The sequence below is a fragment of the Fervidobacterium nodosum Rt17-B1 genome, assembly GCF_000017545.1.
Taxonomy (GTDB): Bacteria; Thermotogota; Thermotogae; order Thermotogales; family Fervidobacteriaceae; genus Fervidobacterium; species Fervidobacterium nodosum.
In genome coordinates this window covers 452427-471243 of sequence record NC_009718.1, presented here as the reverse complement: position 1 = coordinate 471243, position 18817 = coordinate 452427, and the positions used below count along the sequence as shown (strand labels likewise).

The window sequence follows — 18817 nt, the reverse complement described above, 5'->3', positions numbered from 1 at the left end:
GAGATGATAAGTATGATACTAAAAATAGCTTTTAGAAATTTCGCAAAACATTGGAAAATAGGACTACTTGCGATATTAGGAACGTTTGTGGCCACCATGCTCCTCATTGGTGGCCTTTCTTTAAATGATTCAGTTAATATTTATTTAAAACAAAAAATTACAAAAAACTTTGGGAAGATAGATTTAGTCATTAAAGATAAATCTGATACTATATTTCTTCCAAAAGCTATAAACTCTGATAAAGTTGAAATAGCGTTAAAACAATTTGGTGAAGTCACAGATTTTGTGCCTGTGAAATTAGCTCAAATTACAGCGAAAATTGGTTCGAAGTACGTTGATATGTACGCTATAGCTGTATCTGAAAAATTCCAAAAGTACATTGAGAAAAGCGTGGAGAAAATTACAATAAGTTCAGATACCGCTCAAGCATTTAACTTGAAAATAGGTGATGAAATAGAAATAATATCCTCAAAAGGAACTTACAAAGTTAGAATAGAGGCATTTGGAAAAGATGAACTGAACTTCCGAGGGGAAACCGGTTCGTCAAACGGAACTATATTCTTGCCTGAATCACTCTTTGAAGAATACGGTATATATCCTTTAAAAGAACCAAATGCATACTTTGTTACTCTCGACCTACCTGTTGAGGAGCACGAAAAGTTTGCTGAAAAGTTGAAAGAAGTAGAGGGGTCAATTAGAACAAATGCTGTAAAGTACAGACTAGCGACATCACCGTTGAATAAGATAATAGGATATTTATTCATAGGATTTTCCGGTTTTTCTATTCTATCGAGCTTTTTGTTTATAGCTTCCTTTTTTGGAATTCTCGCCGAAGAACGTAAAATATCGCTTGGAGTATTAAGGGCAATTGGGTACTCAAGAGCTCAGATGTTTTGGATATTGTTCCTTGAGGGGCTTGCATATTTGATTTTATCAGAAATAGTTGGTGCAATTGCTGGTGTTGGATTTGGTAGATATCTTCTTTACAAAGTAAATTCCTTCCAAAGAACGGATGAACTCTTTGCATTTGTTCAGGATAAAATACCATTCAATATTAAGTTCTTAAGTGTAATATTTGGTATTTTTATAGCTGCAATTGTACCTATGATAATACTCACATGCAAAAGCATAGAATTCTCTAATATATCTCCTTCTATCCTCTACGGTGGTAGAAACATTGAAGGGAAAAAGAGAAGCAAAGCTTTCAATGCTTTAGCTATATTGGTTGTAATCCTATTTTTGTTTGTACTATACAGAACTTCTCTGAATTACTTTTTGTTAGGAATACTTTCGTTGATACCAATTATCATTAACTTTATTGGTGAGATCAACAGAAAAAATATAGTAACATTTGTTTATGGATTAGCTATATTGATTTCTATAGTTCCACTCCTTTCATCTGGTACAGCCAAAGATTTTTTGATTCGTTCGGGTTTTGTTCTTATTGGTAGCATCTACTCAATATTTGGATTACTACCTTACCTTAAACTCCTATTTGAGAAATTTAAGAGTATCCACATTGTACTTGCTATATCTTATATTGAAAAATACAAAAAGAGAAATTTTATAATCTTTGTTGTTTACTCAATAACGCTTATTTTAATATTAGTGAGTGCGATTGTACCAACAAGCATTTCAAAGTATATAGAATCAAAAAAAGAAGAAGGGGCATTTGGTTACAACTTTATAATAATCGAAAATCCTATTAAAAGTTTCTTTGGGTCTTATAAATATCTAAACGATGAAGAATTTAAAAAGAAGTTTGAGAAACTAGTACCCATTCAACTTGTTGAAGTAAGCAAGTTAGGAGAAAAAAGAAAATATTCTTTCATAATATCAAGTCAAGAAATATTTGAAAAACTCGTCTTACCTTCTGAAAAACTAATGAAAGATTTGTCTAAAATCAATCCAAAAGAAATTCCAGATAAGTCTATATATATATCTAAAAATTTCGCTGATGTTGATAAAGGTACATCTTTAACACTCACAATTAAAGGTATTCTTCCCGGAATTTCTCGAAAATTAACTGAAAGTTTCGTTGTTCAAGGAGTTTACGATCCAACCGAAGCGTTGTTACCAATGGATGGTATTATAATCTGGAAGGACAAAAAAATATTTGGATCGATTAGCGGTTATGTTGGAGTTATTAAAGACAAAAATAAGGCTTTGGAAGCTCAGGAATTTGTAACAAGAAAATTTGATGCAGCAGTTTATTTAACTGCAGAGATAGAAAAGATGTATACAGCTATAGATAATCTCGTAACATTGTCACTTCAGCTTTTTTACCTTGGATTTTTCGCGGGCTTTGCAGGCCTTGCGATAATAACTTTCAGAAATGTTTACGCAAGAAAGAAAGACATAGGAATGCTCAGAGCCATTGGAACAGATGGAAATACAATATTCAAAATGTTCATTTTTGAAGGATTAATCGTTGTTTTTGTAGCCACTATAGTTGCTGTGATTTCAAGCATCTTTGTAATAAACGACCTTATTAAGTTTGTAAGTCCTTTATTACCATCTTTCAAAATTGTAATTCCTTACGGTAAGGTACTTCTTACACTTTTAAGTGTGTTTGGGCTAACGACTGTATTTGTTTCTATACCAGCAGATTTATCAAGGAAAATACCACCTTCAGAAGCAATAAGAGTTTTTGATTGATATTAGCTCTCATAATATTTTTCAAAACCTTCGGCTTTAAGCCGAAGGTTTTATTTTTTTGTTTTTAACTATTGACTTTTAATTACTGTAATAGTACAATATTACAGTGAAAAGAATTAAAAAATATTATGAGAACTCTGAGGAGGAAATGGAATGTGGTTTAGTGTAGATTTTCATTCACATGTGCCGGTGTACATACAGATAAAAGAAAATATAAAAGGCATGATTTTAAAAGGTAAATTAAAAGTAGGTGATTATATACCATCGATAAGAGCTTTAGCAAAAGATTTGGGTGTGAACGTAAATACAGTCGCAAGAGCTTACAGGGAACTTGAGCAGGAAGGGATAATTCATGCAGAACGTGGAGAAGGGTATGTGGTAAAAAAATCAGTTGAAGATGAAATAAAGATAGAAACTTTAGAAGAACTCAGAAGGATAGTAAAAAAATTAAAGTCAATGGGTATCCAAAAAGAACATATTCAATCAATACTAGACAATGAATTTTCAAATGGAAGTAATTAAATTAAATAATGTTTATCTTGGAGGTGAGGATTTTGGTTTTAGAAGTTAGAGGTTTGAAAAAGTACTACAAAGAGATTAGAGCCGTTGATAGCATATCTTTTAGTATCGAAAAAAGCGAGATTTTTGCTTTACTTGGTCCGAATGGCGCAGGTAAGACAACAACTATTAAATGTATATTAGGACTTAGGTTTAAAGATTCAGGTGAGATAATCAAAAATGGTAAAATAGCTTATCTGCCAGAAGGAAAAGAACTTTATCAAAGCTATACTGTGAAGAAAATGGTGGAATTTACCGCAGATTTAACAGAGGATTTTGATAAAAGTAAGTGTTATGGTTTAATAGAAAAATTTGATTTGCCACTTTCAGAAAAGGTGTCAGAATTATCTAACGGTCAGACTACTCAGCTATATCTTGCTTTAGTGTTATCACAGAAGGCAGATTTATATATATTAGACGAACCAACTTGGGGATTAGATCCCATCGTGAGAAATCAAATACTTGATGCTATAAGAAACATTCCGATGGATGGTGGGTCTGTACTTTACACAAGTCATATACTCAGCGAAGTTGAAAAAGTTGCAGATAAAGTTGCCATAATGAATAAAGGAAAGATTATCGAGATCGGATATCTCGATGATATTAAAGAAAAATACTGCGCAATAAAGGTTGAAAAGGGAAAGAAAGTGGAAGGTTATAAATATAAGTCTACTAAATCGGAAGATATATACATAGTCACAAAAGATTATGCTAAGGAAAATAAATTTGAATATGAACTTGTGACCTTCGATGTCTTATTTGAAGCTTTTATAGTTGGAAGCAATACTAATGGTAATAACAGAGGTGATATAAGATGAGAAAGGAATTTAACGATTTGAGAGTCCGTTTTTTTGGAGTTTTAGTTGTTGTGTTCATACTCTTCTTTTTAGTTGCTCCTTTACAAAAATTCACACTCTCAATGTTGGAAGGTTACACAGGAAATCCTCAACTAGAAAAGTTTCTTCCTGGTAGTATGTTAAATAAACTTAAAGAATGGAATTTTTACGTTAATTCACAATGGTATGGTAAAAATTTTGGTCAAATGATTCCAATAATTGGTATTATCATGGCATTCCCACTCTTTGCAAGGGAATTTGAAAATAGAACAATAGAATTTTTACTTGTTAGAAAATCGAGAAAAGAAATCTTTTTGAATAAAGTGCTTACTGGTTTTATTGCGCTGAGTGTTATCTTAATAATCGCTGGCCTACTGCCATTGGTTTATTCATTTTTGCTTAGAAAGGATTATATTTACGAAACAGGGTTAAAATTTGCATTTCAATCATATTTTGCGGGTTTGCTTTGGTATGGCATCGGTATATTTTTCTCAGTTCTATTCAATGATCAAGTAAAACCACTCCTTGCGGGTTTGGGGACACTTGCCATCACTACTGTGGCAGGTCTACTGAAACCATTGAAGTTTTTAAATACATTTTCATATGCACTTGGTACAAACATTTTCCAAAAAAATTTCATAGATTTTAAATACACAATTGGTGCTATAATATTCACAATAGTATCTTTCATCTTTGCCTATATTATTTTCAATAAAAAAGAGGCATAATTCACAAAGGAGGTGCCATGTATGATAGTTGTAACGACTGATTTTGTTCCAGGATATGAAATCGTTGAAACGTTAGGAATTGTTACAGGTAGTATAGTTAATTCAAAGCACCTGGGTAAAGATATAGCAGCTGCATTTAAGACTTTGGCAGGTGGTGAGATAAAAAGTTATACGGAATTGTTAGTTGAGAGTAGAAACATCGCATTGAAACGCATGATAGATGAAGCTGAAAAACTCGGCGCTGATGCAGTTATCGGCCTAAGGTTTGGTTCATCGTCTGTAATGCAAAGTGCTGCAGAGATTCTTGCATACGGGACGGCGGTAAAATTGAGAAAGTTATCCGAATAATTAGTAAATAATTAAAGGAGTGACTGAATGTGCCAAGTACTTTATTGGAAAAAGAATTAATTGAGGCTATAGCAAAAACTTATGGTACACCAGTTTATGTTTATTCACGTGAAGAGATTTTGAAAAGAATAAGTACCGTTAAGGATGTTTTCAGCAGCGTAAATCTTTTCCCAACATTTGCATGCAAAGCAAATAATAATCCAAGGATTATAGAAATGTTTAAAGACAATGGTTTTGGTGCAGATATAGTATCCATCGGTGAGTATCATGCTTGTAAGTTAGCAGATGTAGATGACAAAAAAATTGTTTGGAATGGAAATGGTAAAACTAGAAAAGAAATAGAAATACTTTCAAAAAAAGTAGGGTATGTAAATATAGATTCTGAAGAAGAATACGAAATTTGGTCAGAAATAGATAGCAGTGCGGAGTTTTTTCTGCGTGTAAATCCTGACGTCGATGCAAAGACACATCCGCATATATCGACAGGTTTGAAAAAAAGCAAATTTGGTATACAAACTGATGAAATTGATAGAATACTATCAAAGAAGAGACTGAACATTTCTGGATTCCATGTTCATATAGGTTCTCAGATAACTGATGTTGAACCTTTTGAAGAAGCTATTTCCAAAGTTGTTGATTTGTCTAAAAAATACGGATTTTCAAAAATTAACATAGGTGGTGGTTGGGGAATAAAATACAAAGATAAGGAATTGGACATTTTAGAGTATAAAGAGAGAATTGTGCCTTATTTAAAAGATTTCAAAATGGTGATTCTCGAGCTTGGGAGATATATGATTGCTCCAGCCGGGTTACTTGTTTTAAAAGTGGAATATGTGAAAAAAACTCGGCACAAAACCTTTGTAGTTTTAGACGGAGGAATGAATGTACTTATGAGACCTGCAATGTACAATGCTTATCATGAAGTAAATGTATTAGATCCAGAAAGCAGTGAAAAATATATCATTGATGTAGTCGGTCCACTTTGTGAATCAGGAGATATTATCGCTTTCGAAAGGAATTTGGAAATACCGAAAGTTGGAAGTTACGTAATTGTTCGAGACGTAGGTGCTTATGGTTATTCCATGTCAAACAATTACAACTCTATGCCAAGACCTGCAGAAGTGATTGTGTACGAGGAAAACGGAAAATACGACTTCAGATTAATAAGAAGAAGAGAAGAAATTGAAGAAATGTTTAAAACAATAGTTTGAAAATTGTTGGAAAAAATTTAAAGAAAATTTATGTGAAAATTGAAAAATACCCATTGACAAACCAATGACCTTATGGCAAAATATATCACGGTCAGCGATGAGTTGACGAATTAAGAAAGACGGGGACGTGGTGCAGCCTGGTTAGCACGCCGGTCTGTCACACCGGTGGCCGCGAGTTCAAATCTCGTCGTCCCCGCCAAATAAATGGTAAACAGGCGAGACATGATGTCTCGCCTGTTTTTGTATTTATCTTACAAATATATGAAAAATCAGGAGGGAAGGGCATGAGAAGTGAACTTTACAATTGGAAATATAACTCACTTGCTCAAAAAATCAAACCTGTTCTTGAAAGAAAAGGCTTTGAAGTATATGTGGTAAATTCCACAGACGAGCTTTTATCAACTGTGAGCTCAATCATACCAGAAAAGTCTATGGTTACAAGTGGTGGTTCATTGAGCGTTAGTGAAAGCAGTGTTTTAGAACTACTCAAAAGTGGAAAATATAACTTTTTAGATAGGACAAGCGCAAAAACACCTGAAGAAAAAAGAGAAATAGAATTAGCAGCTTTTCGTTCAGATTATTACGTTTGCAGTACAAACGCTATAACTGAGGATGGGAAGCTAATATTTCTTGATGGTAACGGTAATCGTGTAGCAGCAGTCATTTATGGTCCCAAAAATGTTTTATTGATTTCCAGTTTAAACAAAGTTGTAAAAGATATTGAAGAAGCACGTGAAAGATTAAGGTATATCTCTCCTATGAATTCGAAAAGATTAAATTTAAAAACCCCCTGTACCATCAACGGCCTTTGTCAAGATTGTTTGTCAAGCAACAGAATTTGTAATTATTTTGTTGTTGTGGAATCATCCTTGAGGCAACCAAAAAGAATAAAGATTATATTGACAACCTTTGAACTAGGTTTGTAACAACTTATTTTTATTATAGTTGATTTAAAAATCATGTTATGGTAAAATTGTGAATTAGATAACAAACAAAACAGGGGGAATATTGGATGAAAATACCAAAACCAACTATAAAAAGATTAGGGCTTTACTATAGGTGCCTTAACAGATTTAAAGATGATGGTGTTAACTTTGTGTCTTCGCAAGATATTGCTGAAAGATTGAATATTAAACCTAGCCAAGTTAGAAAAGATTTATCTTACTTTGGGGAGTTTGGCAAAAGAGGATTGGGATACAACGTCAAAAAGCTTCTTGGAGAGATAGCTGATATCATTGGTATAAATAAAGAATGGAATGTAGCTATTATAGGTGCTGGTAATCTCGGGACCGCATTGGCAAATTACCCTGGTTTGCCAAAGCACAAATTCAAAGTCGTAGCTATATTTGACAACGATAGAGAAAAAGTCGGTAAGAAAATCGCGGGAATTACCGTATATCATATGAGTGATTTGAAAGAATTAGTCGAAAAAATGAACATTGAAATGGCAGTTATCGCAGTTCCAGAAAGTGCCGCTCAATTAGTTGTGGAGCAAATCGAAGAAACCAGTATAAAAGGAATAGTTAACTTCTCACCTGTAAAATTGAGAACATCTTTACCTGTTGAAGATGTTGATATAACTCTTTCATTTGAAACTTTGTCGTATATGATAATCAACAGAATGCTTGGAAATGAAATAAATGAGTAAATAACATACAACTAAAATAAAAACAAACACCCCCGAGATGGTATATCAAAATTAGATGCTGTTAACTAGTAGTGATGATGGAAGCTAAAGCTGTAATCATCTCATTTTCGTTCTCATATAACTTGCATAGGTTCCTTACTACACAAAAACCATTTACATAGTACCGTATGTTGCTAAATTTCTTGAAGCTCCTTTTTGCTCTAACAAACATCTTAAATAACGAAAATTTCGATTCACATTCGTTGTTTTTACCTAGTCTTACTTCTCTGTGCTCAACATTATCAAAATTTAGTTTCACTGCTATCTCGTACGCTTTTAGTCCATCGGTTATTAACTCTATTTGTGTGTTTTGTTTTCTTTGACTAAAGTATTTATCTAACAATATCTTAACTTGTGACATATCACGATATCTTGATACATGCCAAGCTACTATTAAATTCGTACCATGCTCAACTAATAGCCACACATAGTACTTTTTGTCTCGAAATACAATAACTGTTTCATCACCGTGAACTTTAAATACATTCTCAAACTCAAAAAGCGAAATAACAGAAGATAACTTGATAATCCATTTGTAAATAGCAACATGAGAGACATTGATATTCAAGCAAGCTTTAATAGCACGAAGAGAAAGGTTGTATTTGAAGTACAAGATGAAAGCTTTGAGAATGATATAGATAGGGAAACGGAAGAATTTGAAAGGATGAAAGTTGAAAGGCACAGGCTGAGGAAGAGAAAGTGGAACAGAAGTTTTGAAGTTGCACTTTCTGCATCTGAAACGAACGAAATAACGGCGGATTTTGTAAATTTCCATGACATGGTTACAATGAACACAACGAGGGTAAGGGAAAGAGAAAAGTTTGTGTTTTTTGGTGAAAGAAAGTTTAAAGTAACGCTTGCAGTCTTTGCAAAAGAAGATTTGGTTTTTGAACTTATCATGACCGTTTTTGATGAAGTTAGAAGAGCCACAATGAGGGCATTTGAGTTGGACATTAGCCATATCGGGATACCTCCTTATTGAGAGTATATTGGGGGGTGTCCCCTATTTAAGAAGATAATATGGTTTTTGAAATTTATCAATACCTTTGGTTAACAAAATCCAAAATTACCACGGGGGTGTTTTTCTTTGAATAATAAATAGCATCAATTAATTATTAACTACATTTGCTCCATCCACATTTTCTACAGCTTGTACATCCTTCTTGTTTTATAATACTATTTTTCGATAAACATGATGGGCAATAAGTGTTACCATCTGCATCTATGTAATATCCTTCGCTCCATTGCAAACCATTTGCAGTAACGAATTTTTCTATTTCTTCAGCTGTTTTAATAGTTCCGTCGATGACAAATGTATCAATTTCTTCAGCTGGTTTTTCTCCCCAAAGTTCCACGAAATCGTCAACAGCAAGTTTAATTTCCTTTGCAAGCGCGGGTGTATATGTGCCTTTAACTTTTTTAAGTTGTTCTAGAATTTCTTCAGCTGAAACACCTGCTCTTAGCGCAATAGAGCTAAGTCTTCCTATCGCCTCGGCAAGTTCTGTACCATTCGAGAGGAATATTTCAACTGCTTCACCGTTGTCGTCGAAGCTAACGGTTATATAAGTTGTGCCACTTTCTGCTTTAAATTTCCTTGTGACGCTTCTGAGCGTTTCTTTTCTCGGCTTTGGTCTAAGTTTATGTTTCTCATCCAATACGAAGAACTGTACTTTTGAAGCATCTTTTGTTTTAAGGTTTTTGGCAGAAGTGAGTACTTGAGTTTGCAGTGATCCATCCCTGTATATCGTTAATCCACGGATATTTAGCTTCATTGCTTCGAGGTATATGTTCAGTACATCTTCTTCTGTTGCACTATTAGGCATGTTTATAGTTTTTGAAATGTTGTTGTCAACATATCTTTGGAATGCATCTTGCATAAGTAAATGATCCATTGGCGAAATATCCATTGCAGTTACAAATACTCTCTTTATCTCTTCTGGAATTTCTGGAATATCTTGCAATGAGCCTCTTTCAACTAATTTATCTTTTACTCTCTCAAGAATTTCTTTATTAAGTTTAGATTCCAAGACTTTATTCACATAGAACAATGCTTCTTTTGTACCATCATGTTTGTTCATATACCTCACATAAGCAAGCAAGAAATTGGGTTCTAGTCCGCTGCTTGTATCAGCTATATTTGAAATTGAGCCGGTTGGGGCAATAGTCAATACTGCAACATTCCTCTTCCCTTTCTTAGATTCTTTAAACACTTCTTTTAATTCATTATCGTATTTACTCATTCCCATAGCAAATGGGGCAAATTCATCTTCTCTGTAATATCTGCTTTTTTCAAAAAGTGGGAAACTACCTTTTAACTGAGCTAGTTTATTTGATTCATCGTGACCATGTATTGCCATGTAAGCTGTCATATCAGCAGCAAATTGTCTACCTTCGTGGCTGTTGTATGGAATATCCATCATGTAAAGAAGATCTGCAAACCCCATTATGCCAAGCCCAATTCTTCTACTGTCTGTGACGGCTTTTCTTATTTTCTCAAGTGGGAATACATTAACATCTATAACGTCATCAAGGAATCTTACAGCAAGTCTTGTTGCTTGTGCGAAAGCTTCCCAATAGAATTCGCCATTCATATAGAACTTAGCTACATCAATTGAACCGAGATTGCAAGCTTCGTAAGGTGCAAGACCAATTTCACCGCATGGATTTGTGCTTTCAATTGTCATCTCTGGGTACATTGCGTAGTATTTATTCATTTCGCTTAAGAAAGCAAGTCCTGGATCTCCTGTTTTCCAAGCATTCTTTGCTATTTTATTTATCAATTCTCTAACTTTAACTCTCTTTGAACCATTGCATTTAGGATGTTTAAGTTCAATTTCACCATCTTCCATGTATAATTTAAGCAATTCTTGCCTATCCATAGTTATTCCAACAGATATATTGAAGAATTTAAGAACCTTTTCTCCGTCGTTTCCTTCTTTAGCAGTTATGAATTCTTCTATATCGGGATGGTCTATGTTAAGTATCCCCATCAAGGCCCCTCTGCGTCTGTATCCCTGTTCTACAACTCCAACAGCAGAATTGAAAACATGCATGAAAGATACTGGACCACTCGCTTGGCCATGAGTTCCAGCCACAAAGCTCCCTTTGGGTCTAAGTCTTGAAAAGTTACTACCAATTCCTCCGCCTGCTTTTGTAATTAATGCGTATTCTTTGACTGCTTCGAATATACCTTCTATACTGTCTTCTACAGGAACAACAAAACAAGCTGAAAGCATGTGTAAATGATTCCTGGAATTGTATATTTCCCAGTAATCTTCCAATGTCATATCATCAATGGATTTCCAAAGCAATTCGTGTCTAACTCCCATTCCCGCATTAAAAAGTGTAGGGCTATTTGGAATGAATATCCTTGATTTTAAGAAGTCAAAGAATGTAGATTCCCAAAATTTTACTTCGTCAAGTTGTTCAAAAGGCGATTTTTCCTTCAATTCTGGATTATTAACAAGTTCTGCGGTTGCGATAACTCTCGCAACACGTCTGCAAATATCATCCCAGCTCTTTTCTAAAAATTCACCACTCGGAGTTTTTAAAAAGTATCTTTCCGACAAAATTTTGTAAGCGTTCTTTGAAAGTTCAACATCCTTCCAATGCTCAATAACGCTGGTTAATGTGGAATACATAATATAACCTCCCCAAAAAAATTATTGAAATATTATGCATTAGGTTTCTCAGGCATTTCTCAGGAATTTCCGTTCTGAGATTATACCATATATAGTATAAAAAACAAAAATAACACAACTTATAGTTAAGTGAGATAGAAAGAGGAAGGTACAAATAATTGGTATCAATTACTTCTCAGTAGGAGTGTTTACAGTTTTTGGGTGGTTGACTAGGAAAGTTATCCTACTTATCGCATAAATTGTAACTATTATACCGGAAAAAACGTATGAATTTCTTACACCAATTTTATTACCTATAAGCCCAAGAAGAAATGTACCTGTTGGGGAACCACCTGTATTTATAAATGAATACAAAGACATAACTCTGCCTTTCATGTGATTTGGTGATAAAAGTTGTGTCCTGCTGTTTGTGATGTTGAAAAACGAAGATTGGCACGCGCCAATTATTAATGCTGCATAAGGTGTAAAAGTAGGATAAAAAGACGCTATTAATATGTTTACTCCTATAATCAACAGCAGAAGTTCTTCTCGAAGCTTTATTAATCTTTCCGGTGGTACAGCGCCTACGATGTTAGCTCCAATAAAAGCACCGAGTCCCATAAAGCCCATTATCAACCCGTAGCCAACAATGTCAGACTTAACAACACTTTTTACAAAAGCTTGCATAAGCATACCAAAAGGCATACCAAATAAAGAGTAAACACTTAATCCTGTTAACGTTAAACTAAGCGTGCGATCTTTTACAAGGTATTTCACACCCTCGAAAAGATCTTTGAAGAATTTGCCAAAAGAATTGTTTTTGGAATAACCAATTTTTTCTTCAGGAATTATCAACAGTACAACGAGAAGTGGAACAAATGATATGGCATTTATAACAAATCCCAATTGTAGTCCATAATATTTCACAATGAAACCAGCTATAGTTGGCCCAACCATCCTCGCAACGTTAAATATCATTGAGTGTAGTGCCAATGCATTTGGAAGTAATGATCTATCTACTATAGAAGAAATAAATGTATTGCGCGAAGGAAGGTAAAAACCACTTGTAACACCCATAGCGAAACTTAAAACAAGCAAAAACACAGGACTTAGTAAACCTTTCCAAACAAGATAAGCCATAATAAAAGCATTTACCGCATCTAAAAGTTGTGTATAGAACAATATGCTTTTTGCACCAAACCAATCTATAAGCACACCAGCAATAGGGGAGAAGAAAATAGAGGGGAAACCTTTAAGAAAAGCAATAAGTCCTATAAAGCCAGCTGCTTTGTCTTCTGAAAACAAACTAACAGCTACCCACCCTCTTAAAGTGGTATCAATCCAAGAACCTATTAATGATATACTCTGAGCTATCCAGAACTTTCTATAGTTTTTGTTCTTGAGAGACCTATACGGATTCATATACTTCGCCATACGAACTATTTTAACACTATTATGAATTTATGCAATAGTAAAATAAAAAGATTTAAAGAGATTAAATAAAAATTCTGCATTTATTCATGAATTTAAGCTTTTATTTATACCATATCAGATTTTGAAATGTATGGATATTTTGTTTTAATTGATGTGAATTGTACCGGTAACGTTACCAAAAAAAGACTTTTAGGGAGGAGTATTTTATGCAAATTTACGGAGCTGATTATTATCCAGAGCATTGGGATGAGAGTTTTTGGAATAGGCATATAGAGATAATGAAAGAATATGGTATTGATTGGGTAAGAATAGGTGAATTTGCCTGGGCTGTTTTTGAACTGAAAGAAGGAGAATTTCATTTTGAACTTTTTGATAAGATAATAAAGCTTCTCAAAGATAATGGAATAAATATTATTTTAGGGACTCCAACAGCAACACCACCAGCTTGGCTTATCAGAAAATTTCCTGAGATTCTCCCAAAGGATTATAATGGAAAAGTTAGAGAATTCGGAAGTAGAAGGCACTATTCGACGAATTCGAAAGTTTACAGAGAATACTCTGCACGCATCGTAGAAGAGTATGCAAAAAGATATGGTTCGATAGTAGATGCTTGGCAAATTGATAATGAATTCGGTTGTCACGGTACTACTTATTCCTTTACAGAAGATGATAGAAAGATGTTTATTGAATGGCTTAAGGAAAAATACGGTACACTGGATAATTTGAATAAAGCATGGGGTACGGTGTTTTGGAGTCAAACTTACAGTGATTGGAATGAGATAGGATTTCCAATTAATACTCCAACTTTCGAGAATCCTCATCAGATGCTTGATATTTACAGGTTTATGTCTGATAGTTCCATAGATTACATGAATATGCAAATTGAAATTATTCGAAGATACTCAGATAAACCAATTACACATAATTTTATGGTTGATTTTATGGACATCGATTACAGGAAAATGGCTAAATACCTTGATTTTGTTTCTTGGGATAATTACATTGCAACAAAAGAATACGACCCTTTAAGGCAATCTGCAAATCATGTTTTGATGCGCTCGTTGAAGAAATCACCATTTCTTGTTATCGAACAACAACCCGGAAGAGTTAATTGGCGTGATGTGAATGAAAATTACCCAGGTGAGTACCTCAATATGTGGACAAAGCAGGGATATATAAACGGAGCACTTGGAGTTATGCCCTTTAGATTCGATCAAATTAGATTTGCAGCAGAACAGTATCACGGTGGATTGTTAGACTATGCTGGAAGACCTACAAAGAGATTGGAAATGTACAGTAAAGTAAAGAGTGAGACACCAAATGTTGTTGAGTCAAAAAAAGAGGTGGCAATATACTTTGATTACGAAAATGAATGGATTCACAGAATAAATCATGTAAACAGAAAGTTCAGATATTGGGATAATATAATTGAAATTTTCAAAGCGGTAAGAAAGCTGGGATATAACGTTGATTTCGTTTTTGCAGATGATGATCTGTCGGAATACCATACTCTCATTGTTCCTTATGCTTTCAAAATCGGTAATGAGTTTGTTGAAAAAATAAAGTTGTTCAAAGGAAATGTCTATATGACTTGTATGTCGGGATTGAAAGATGAGAATAATTGGATAGTCGAAAGAGCTCCACACATGTTAATTGATGAGTTTGGCGTTGAAGTAATGGATTTCGGTGCTATTGATAAGTCTAAAGCAAATATTTTGAATGCGGATTTTGAAGTAGATTATTGGATGGATGAGTTGAGAGTTTACGATGGAAAGATTTTGGGGACTTTTGACAATGGAATGCCGCTGTTTGTTAAAAAGTCAAATAGGTACTATTTGGCGAGCGTGTTAAATGAAGCTGGATGGTTGAATATACTTTCAAGAACTCTTGAGCCAAAGTTCATAGGTAGCGATGTGGAATATTCCGAAGCAAAGGATGGAATATACATATTAAATCTTAAAAATGAGAGAAATAATATATTTATAGGAAGTCAAATTATCGAGTTAAATGCCTTTGAACTGAAAGTAATAAAATAAAAGCGAAAAAATACGGAAGAACGAGGTGAAAAAATTGAAAAAATTTGTAACTATTCGTGATATAGCACGTGAAGCCGGGGTGTCAATAAATACAGTTTCACGAGCTTTAAATGATAAGCCAGATATAAATGTTGAAACTAAAAAGAAGGTACTGGAAGTTGCGGATCGTTTAGGTTATATAAGGGACGCAACCGCCGTTTCGCTGCGTTACGGTTTGACACGCGTTATCGGCGTTATATTAGAAGATAGCTCAAATCCATTTTATTCCGAAGTCTTAAAAGGTATAGAAATGGCCGCCAAGAAGAAAAAATTTAACGTGATTTTCATGAACACAGAAAGAAGTTATGAATTAGAAAACGAAGCTATAAAAACTATGATTGGCAGGAGAGTAGATGGGATGATAATTTCGCCTACACAAGAAAAGTGCGACGATATAAAGCTTCTATCAGAAAAAGGGATACCTTTTGTCGTGCTTGGTGTTCACTTCGATGAGCTAAACGTCCCGGAAATATACACAGACGATGAAAAAGGTGGTTATCTCGCAACTAAGCATCTTATTGAAATTGGAAGAAGGAGAATATTGTTTTTGAATGGGTTTACTTATAAATCTGTCGCAAAAATGAGGTTAAATGGTTATAGAAAGGCACTTAAAGAATTTGGATTGGAATATGATAAATCTCTTGTCCATGAGATTGAAGAAGGATATGAGAATGCATACAACAAGGTAAAAGAACTATTGAAAAAAGGTATAAAATTTGACAGTATTTTCTGTTTTAATGATGTCTTTGCGATAGGTGCAATTGGTGCTCTGAAGGAGGAAGGGATAAAGGTTCCACAAGATATTGCTGTTGTTGGGTACGATGACATATATTTTTCTAAGTTTATCTCCCCCTCACTTACAACAGTTAAAATAGACAAAATTTTGGAAGGCAAATTAGCATTTGAAATGCTACACGGGATACTTACTAAGAAGACAGGAAAAAATGTTAAAAATGTATTAGATGTGGAATTGATTGTTAGGGAATCAACAATTGATAAAATAGGGGAGTGATAAAACAATGAATATTTATATTTCATCTCTCAAAGATTTGCGCAAGGTAACTGGTTACAGAAAATATGAAAACTTTGAATGTATTGTTGAACTTGAAAAAATTCATCTTGGTTACAAAGTAAATGTGGAAGTTAATGGGATTGTAGATGAAGTAGAAATTTTTACTTTTCCAAAACCTGAAAGAATCTTTTTAAACAATTGGCAATCTTGGGGACCGGCAAGAGTTGTAAGCGAAGATTTCTCAATTGACTTTCCAAAAGAACTAATTCAAAAATTTGGGTTCAGTGCTTCCATTATGCCAGAGAAATACTTTAATTCACTTGTAAGTGATTATTTTATAGCTTCTGACAATTTTGTGATAGGTGCACTTCAATCTAAGGTGGGGCATCCATTCTTTGAATTGGCAAAAGATAGTATAAGTGTTAAGTTAAGGTTCTTCGGTAAAAGTTTTGACGGTTGGACAAAGGTTGAATCGTTTGTAGTGTTGTACGAAAATCCAGATATCGCATTACCTTACTATGCGGATTTGGTGGCAAAAGAAAACAACGCTAATTACAAAAGATATAATCCAATAGGATGGTCAAGCTGGTACCAATATTTCTTGGATTTTGACTACAATAAGATGATTTCAGATCTTGAGAAATCATATGGGTACGGTTACGAAGTCTTTCAAATAGATGATGCGTGGGAAAGAGATATAGGTGATTGGGAAGTAAATGAAAGATTTCCTTCACTCGAAGAAGTTGCAAGTAAGATTAAAGAGTACGGTTATACTCCTGGAGTATGGTTGGCACCTTTTAGTGTAGCCGAGACTTCGGATTTATTTAAAAACCATCCTGAATGGATTGTTAAAGATAACAATGGAAATCCGATAGTCGCCTATGAAAATTGGAATAAAAAAATTTACGCTCTGGACACAACTCATCCAGAAGCGCAAAAGTGGCTTTTGAATCTTTTTATCGATTTGAAAAGTAAAGGGTTTGATTATTTTAAAATCGATTTTCTCTTTGCTGGAGCTATACAAGGCAAACGTTACTTGAATGTCACTCCAGTGGAAGCTTACAGGATTGGTATGGAAACGATAAGAAAAGCTACAGGCGATTCTTTTGTCCTTGGTTGTGGTGCACCTTTATTACCAAGCATTGGATATGTTGATGGTATGAGGATAAGTGCGGATACAGCACCTTACTGGGATTTAAACGGACCTGATATTGGTTACCCAAATGCTTATTTCGCGCTTAGAAATGTCATTACAAGATCCTTTATGAACAACGTTTGGTGGTGGAACGATCCAGACTGTTTGATGCTTAGAAAGGAAGAAACACAGCTTTCGGATAATCACAGACAACTTTATACGTACGTTTCTCTTTTACTTGATAATATGATTATTCAAAGTGATAATCTCTCACTTAATATAGACAAAGAGCTTTGGAATGTTATTTTAGAGTACAAAAAATATGGTAGAAGGAAGTACAGGGTCGAGGGTTTAATGGAAGGTGTATACAAAATCACTAGCTGTGGTTTGAATGGTTGTGATAAGCTTACAATAGAAGATCTTGGAAATGCTAAGTACAAAATAGAATTCGATATCCCAAGAGTTAAGTTATTTAAAAGTGTTGAGAAGAGAGAAGATGGAAGGACGTTTAATTACTATACGGAAGATAATACTGGTAAAGCAAAGGGTGATGTAAAATGATGGAAAGACGTTGGAATGTACTTACAGGGGAGTGGGTAATGGTTTCTGCGTTTACACAACAAAGGCCAACTAATCCGGTAAATTTCTGTCCATTATGCCCAGGAGGGGACGAATTTTCTGAACCGTACGACTTAGCTTCCTTTGACAATAGATTTCCATCGATGAAATTGAATGCTCCAGAAGTAAACTCCTTGAGTGAGCTTTTCAGAAAAGAAAAATCTAATGGTCAATGTGAGGTCGTTGTTTATACTATCGAACATGAAAGTTCGATGAGTCTTATGCCAGTCCACCAGATAGAGAAGCTTGTTGGAATGTGGGTTGATAGGTATTTAGATTTGGCTCAACATCCGTCCATTAAGTATGTATATATCTTCGAAAACAGGGGAAGAGAAGTTGGAGCGACACTCCCACATCCTCACGGTCAATTGTACGCTTTCCCATTTATTCCAAAGAGAATAGAAACAAAATTGAACGCACTTTCTGAATATTACGATGAACATGGTAGATGTGGTGTTTGTGATGTGATTGAGGAAGAGTTAAAATTGAAAGAGAGGATAATATATGAAAATGATGCATTTATTGCGTTTGTTCCTTTCTATGCTCGTTGGCCTTACGAAGTTCATGTGTATCCAAAAAGGCACGTTAGCTCAATTGTACAGTTAACAAATTTTGAAAGATACCTCTTGGCAAAAACCTTAAAAGTTGTTACAATGAAATATGATTTGTTGTTCCAACAGGCTTTTCCGTATATGATGATGCTTTTCCAAGCTCCTGTTAACGATATAAGATACGATCATGCGTTTCATTTCCATATAGAATTCAATCCAGTAAAGAGAGATAAAGACAAAATAAAGTGGATGGCAAGTGTTGAAACAGGAACGTGGGCGTTTATAAATCCAAAATTGCCTGAAGAAGCGGCAAGAGAATTAAAGAATGTGGAGGTTGAAGTATGAA

The 18817-nt window shown here is 34.4% G+C and carries 15 protein-coding genes and 1 tRNA gene; 13 read left to right on the top strand and 3 right to left on the bottom strand.

Annotated features, from left to right (window positions below):
• Positions 1–12: 12 nt before the first annotated feature.
• From FNOD_RS02230 to FNOD_RS02190, 9 genes are all read left to right on the top strand, one after another.
• Positions 13–2658, top strand: a complete 2646-nt coding sequence (locus tag FNOD_RS02230; RefSeq protein ID WP_238374602.1) for an ABC transporter permease — start codon at positions 13–15, stop codon at positions 2656–2658.
• 153 nt (positions 2659–2811) lie between these two features.
• Positions 2812–3180, top strand: coding sequence for a GntR family transcriptional regulator (locus FNOD_RS02225; RefSeq protein WP_011993614.1), 369 nt, complete (start codon positions 2812–2814; stop codon positions 3178–3180).
• A 32-nt stretch (positions 3181–3212) separates the two neighbouring features.
• The gene (locus FNOD_RS02220) at positions 3213–4034 is read left to right on the top strand and encodes an ABC transporter ATP-binding protein (protein ID WP_011993613.1); all 822 of its coding nucleotides are present in this window, start codon (positions 3213–3215) and stop codon (positions 4032–4034) included.
• The gene (locus tag FNOD_RS02215) at positions 4031–4780 is read left to right on the top strand and encodes an ABC transporter permease subunit (protein WP_011993612.1); all 750 of its coding nucleotides are present in this window, start codon (positions 4031–4033) and stop codon (positions 4778–4780) included. The genes FNOD_RS02220 and FNOD_RS02215 overlap by 4 nt, the downstream gene beginning before the upstream one ends.
• A 21-nt stretch (positions 4781–4801) precedes the next feature.
• Positions 4802–5128 (top strand): YbjQ family protein, encoded by a 327-nt coding sequence (locus FNOD_RS02210; protein ID WP_011993611.1) that lies wholly within the window; start codon positions 4802–4804, stop codon positions 5126–5128.
• Between the two features lie 29 nt (positions 5129–5157).
• Positions 5158–6339, top strand: coding sequence for a diaminopimelate decarboxylase (gene lysA / locus FNOD_RS02205; RefSeq protein WP_011993610.1), 1182 nt, complete (start codon positions 5158–5160; stop codon positions 6337–6339).
• Positions 6340–6460: 121 nt separating this feature from the next.
• Positions 6461–6538 (top strand) — tRNA-Asp (locus tag FNOD_RS02200).
• Between the two features lie 85 nt (positions 6539–6623).
• The gene (locus FNOD_RS02195) at positions 6624–7265 is read left to right on the top strand and encodes a lactate utilization protein (protein ID WP_011993609.1); all 642 of its coding nucleotides are present in this window, start codon (positions 6624–6626) and stop codon (positions 7263–7265) included.
• A gap of 86 nt (positions 7266–7351) precedes the next feature.
• Positions 7352–7987: a redox-sensing transcriptional repressor Rex gene (locus FNOD_RS02190; RefSeq protein WP_011993608.1), complete on the top strand. Its 636-nt coding sequence runs from the start codon at positions 7352–7354 to the stop codon at positions 7985–7987.
• A gap of 61 nt (positions 7988–8048) precedes the next feature.
• On the opposite strand, the gene FNOD_RS09660 is transcribed toward FNOD_RS02190, so the two are convergent.
• The 3 genes from FNOD_RS09660 to FNOD_RS02175 form a co-directional block, all read right to left on the bottom strand.
• A complete protein-coding gene (locus FNOD_RS09660; RefSeq protein ID WP_011993607.1) occupies positions 8049–8987 on the bottom strand; it encodes a DDE-type integrase/transposase/recombinase in 939 nt (312 codons plus the stop codon).
• Between the two features lie 154 nt (positions 8988–9141).
• On the bottom strand, positions 9142–11667 hold the full coding sequence (locus tag FNOD_RS02180) for an adenosylcobalamin-dependent ribonucleoside-diphosphate reductase (protein ID WP_011993606.1): 2526 nt from the start codon (positions 11665–11667) through the stop codon (positions 9142–9144).
• Between the two features lie 168 nt (positions 11668–11835).
• Entirely contained in the window at positions 11836–13080 is a 1245-nt protein-coding gene (locus FNOD_RS02175; protein ID WP_011993605.1) for an MFS transporter, read from the bottom strand.
• Positions 13081–13286: 206 nt separating this feature from the next.
• On the opposite strand from FNOD_RS02175, the gene FNOD_RS02170 reads away from it, so the two are divergent.
• From FNOD_RS02170 to galT, 4 genes are read left to right on the top strand one after another with little or no spacing between them, the layout of a single operon-like run.
• Positions 13287–15116 carry a beta-galactosidase gene (locus tag FNOD_RS02170; protein ID WP_011993604.1) on the top strand — a complete coding sequence of 610 codons (1830 nt, stop codon included), beginning with the start codon at positions 13287–13289 and terminating at the stop codon, positions 15114–15116.
• A 34-nt stretch (positions 15117–15150) separates the two neighbouring features.
• Entirely contained in the window at positions 15151–16167 is a 1017-nt protein-coding gene (locus FNOD_RS02165; protein WP_011993603.1) for a LacI family DNA-binding transcriptional regulator, read from the top strand.
• A 7-nt stretch (positions 16168–16174) separates the two neighbouring features.
• On the top strand, positions 16175–17863 hold the full coding sequence (locus FNOD_RS02160; protein WP_011993602.1) for a glycoside hydrolase family 36 protein: 1689 nt from the start codon (positions 16175–16177) through the stop codon (positions 17861–17863).
• Positions 17860–18816, top strand: coding sequence for a galactose-1-phosphate uridylyltransferase (gene galT, locus FNOD_RS02155; protein WP_011993601.1), 957 nt, complete (start codon positions 17860–17862; stop codon positions 18814–18816). The genes FNOD_RS02160 and galT overlap by 4 nt, the downstream gene beginning before the upstream one ends.
• Position 18817: the final 1 nt, after the last annotated feature.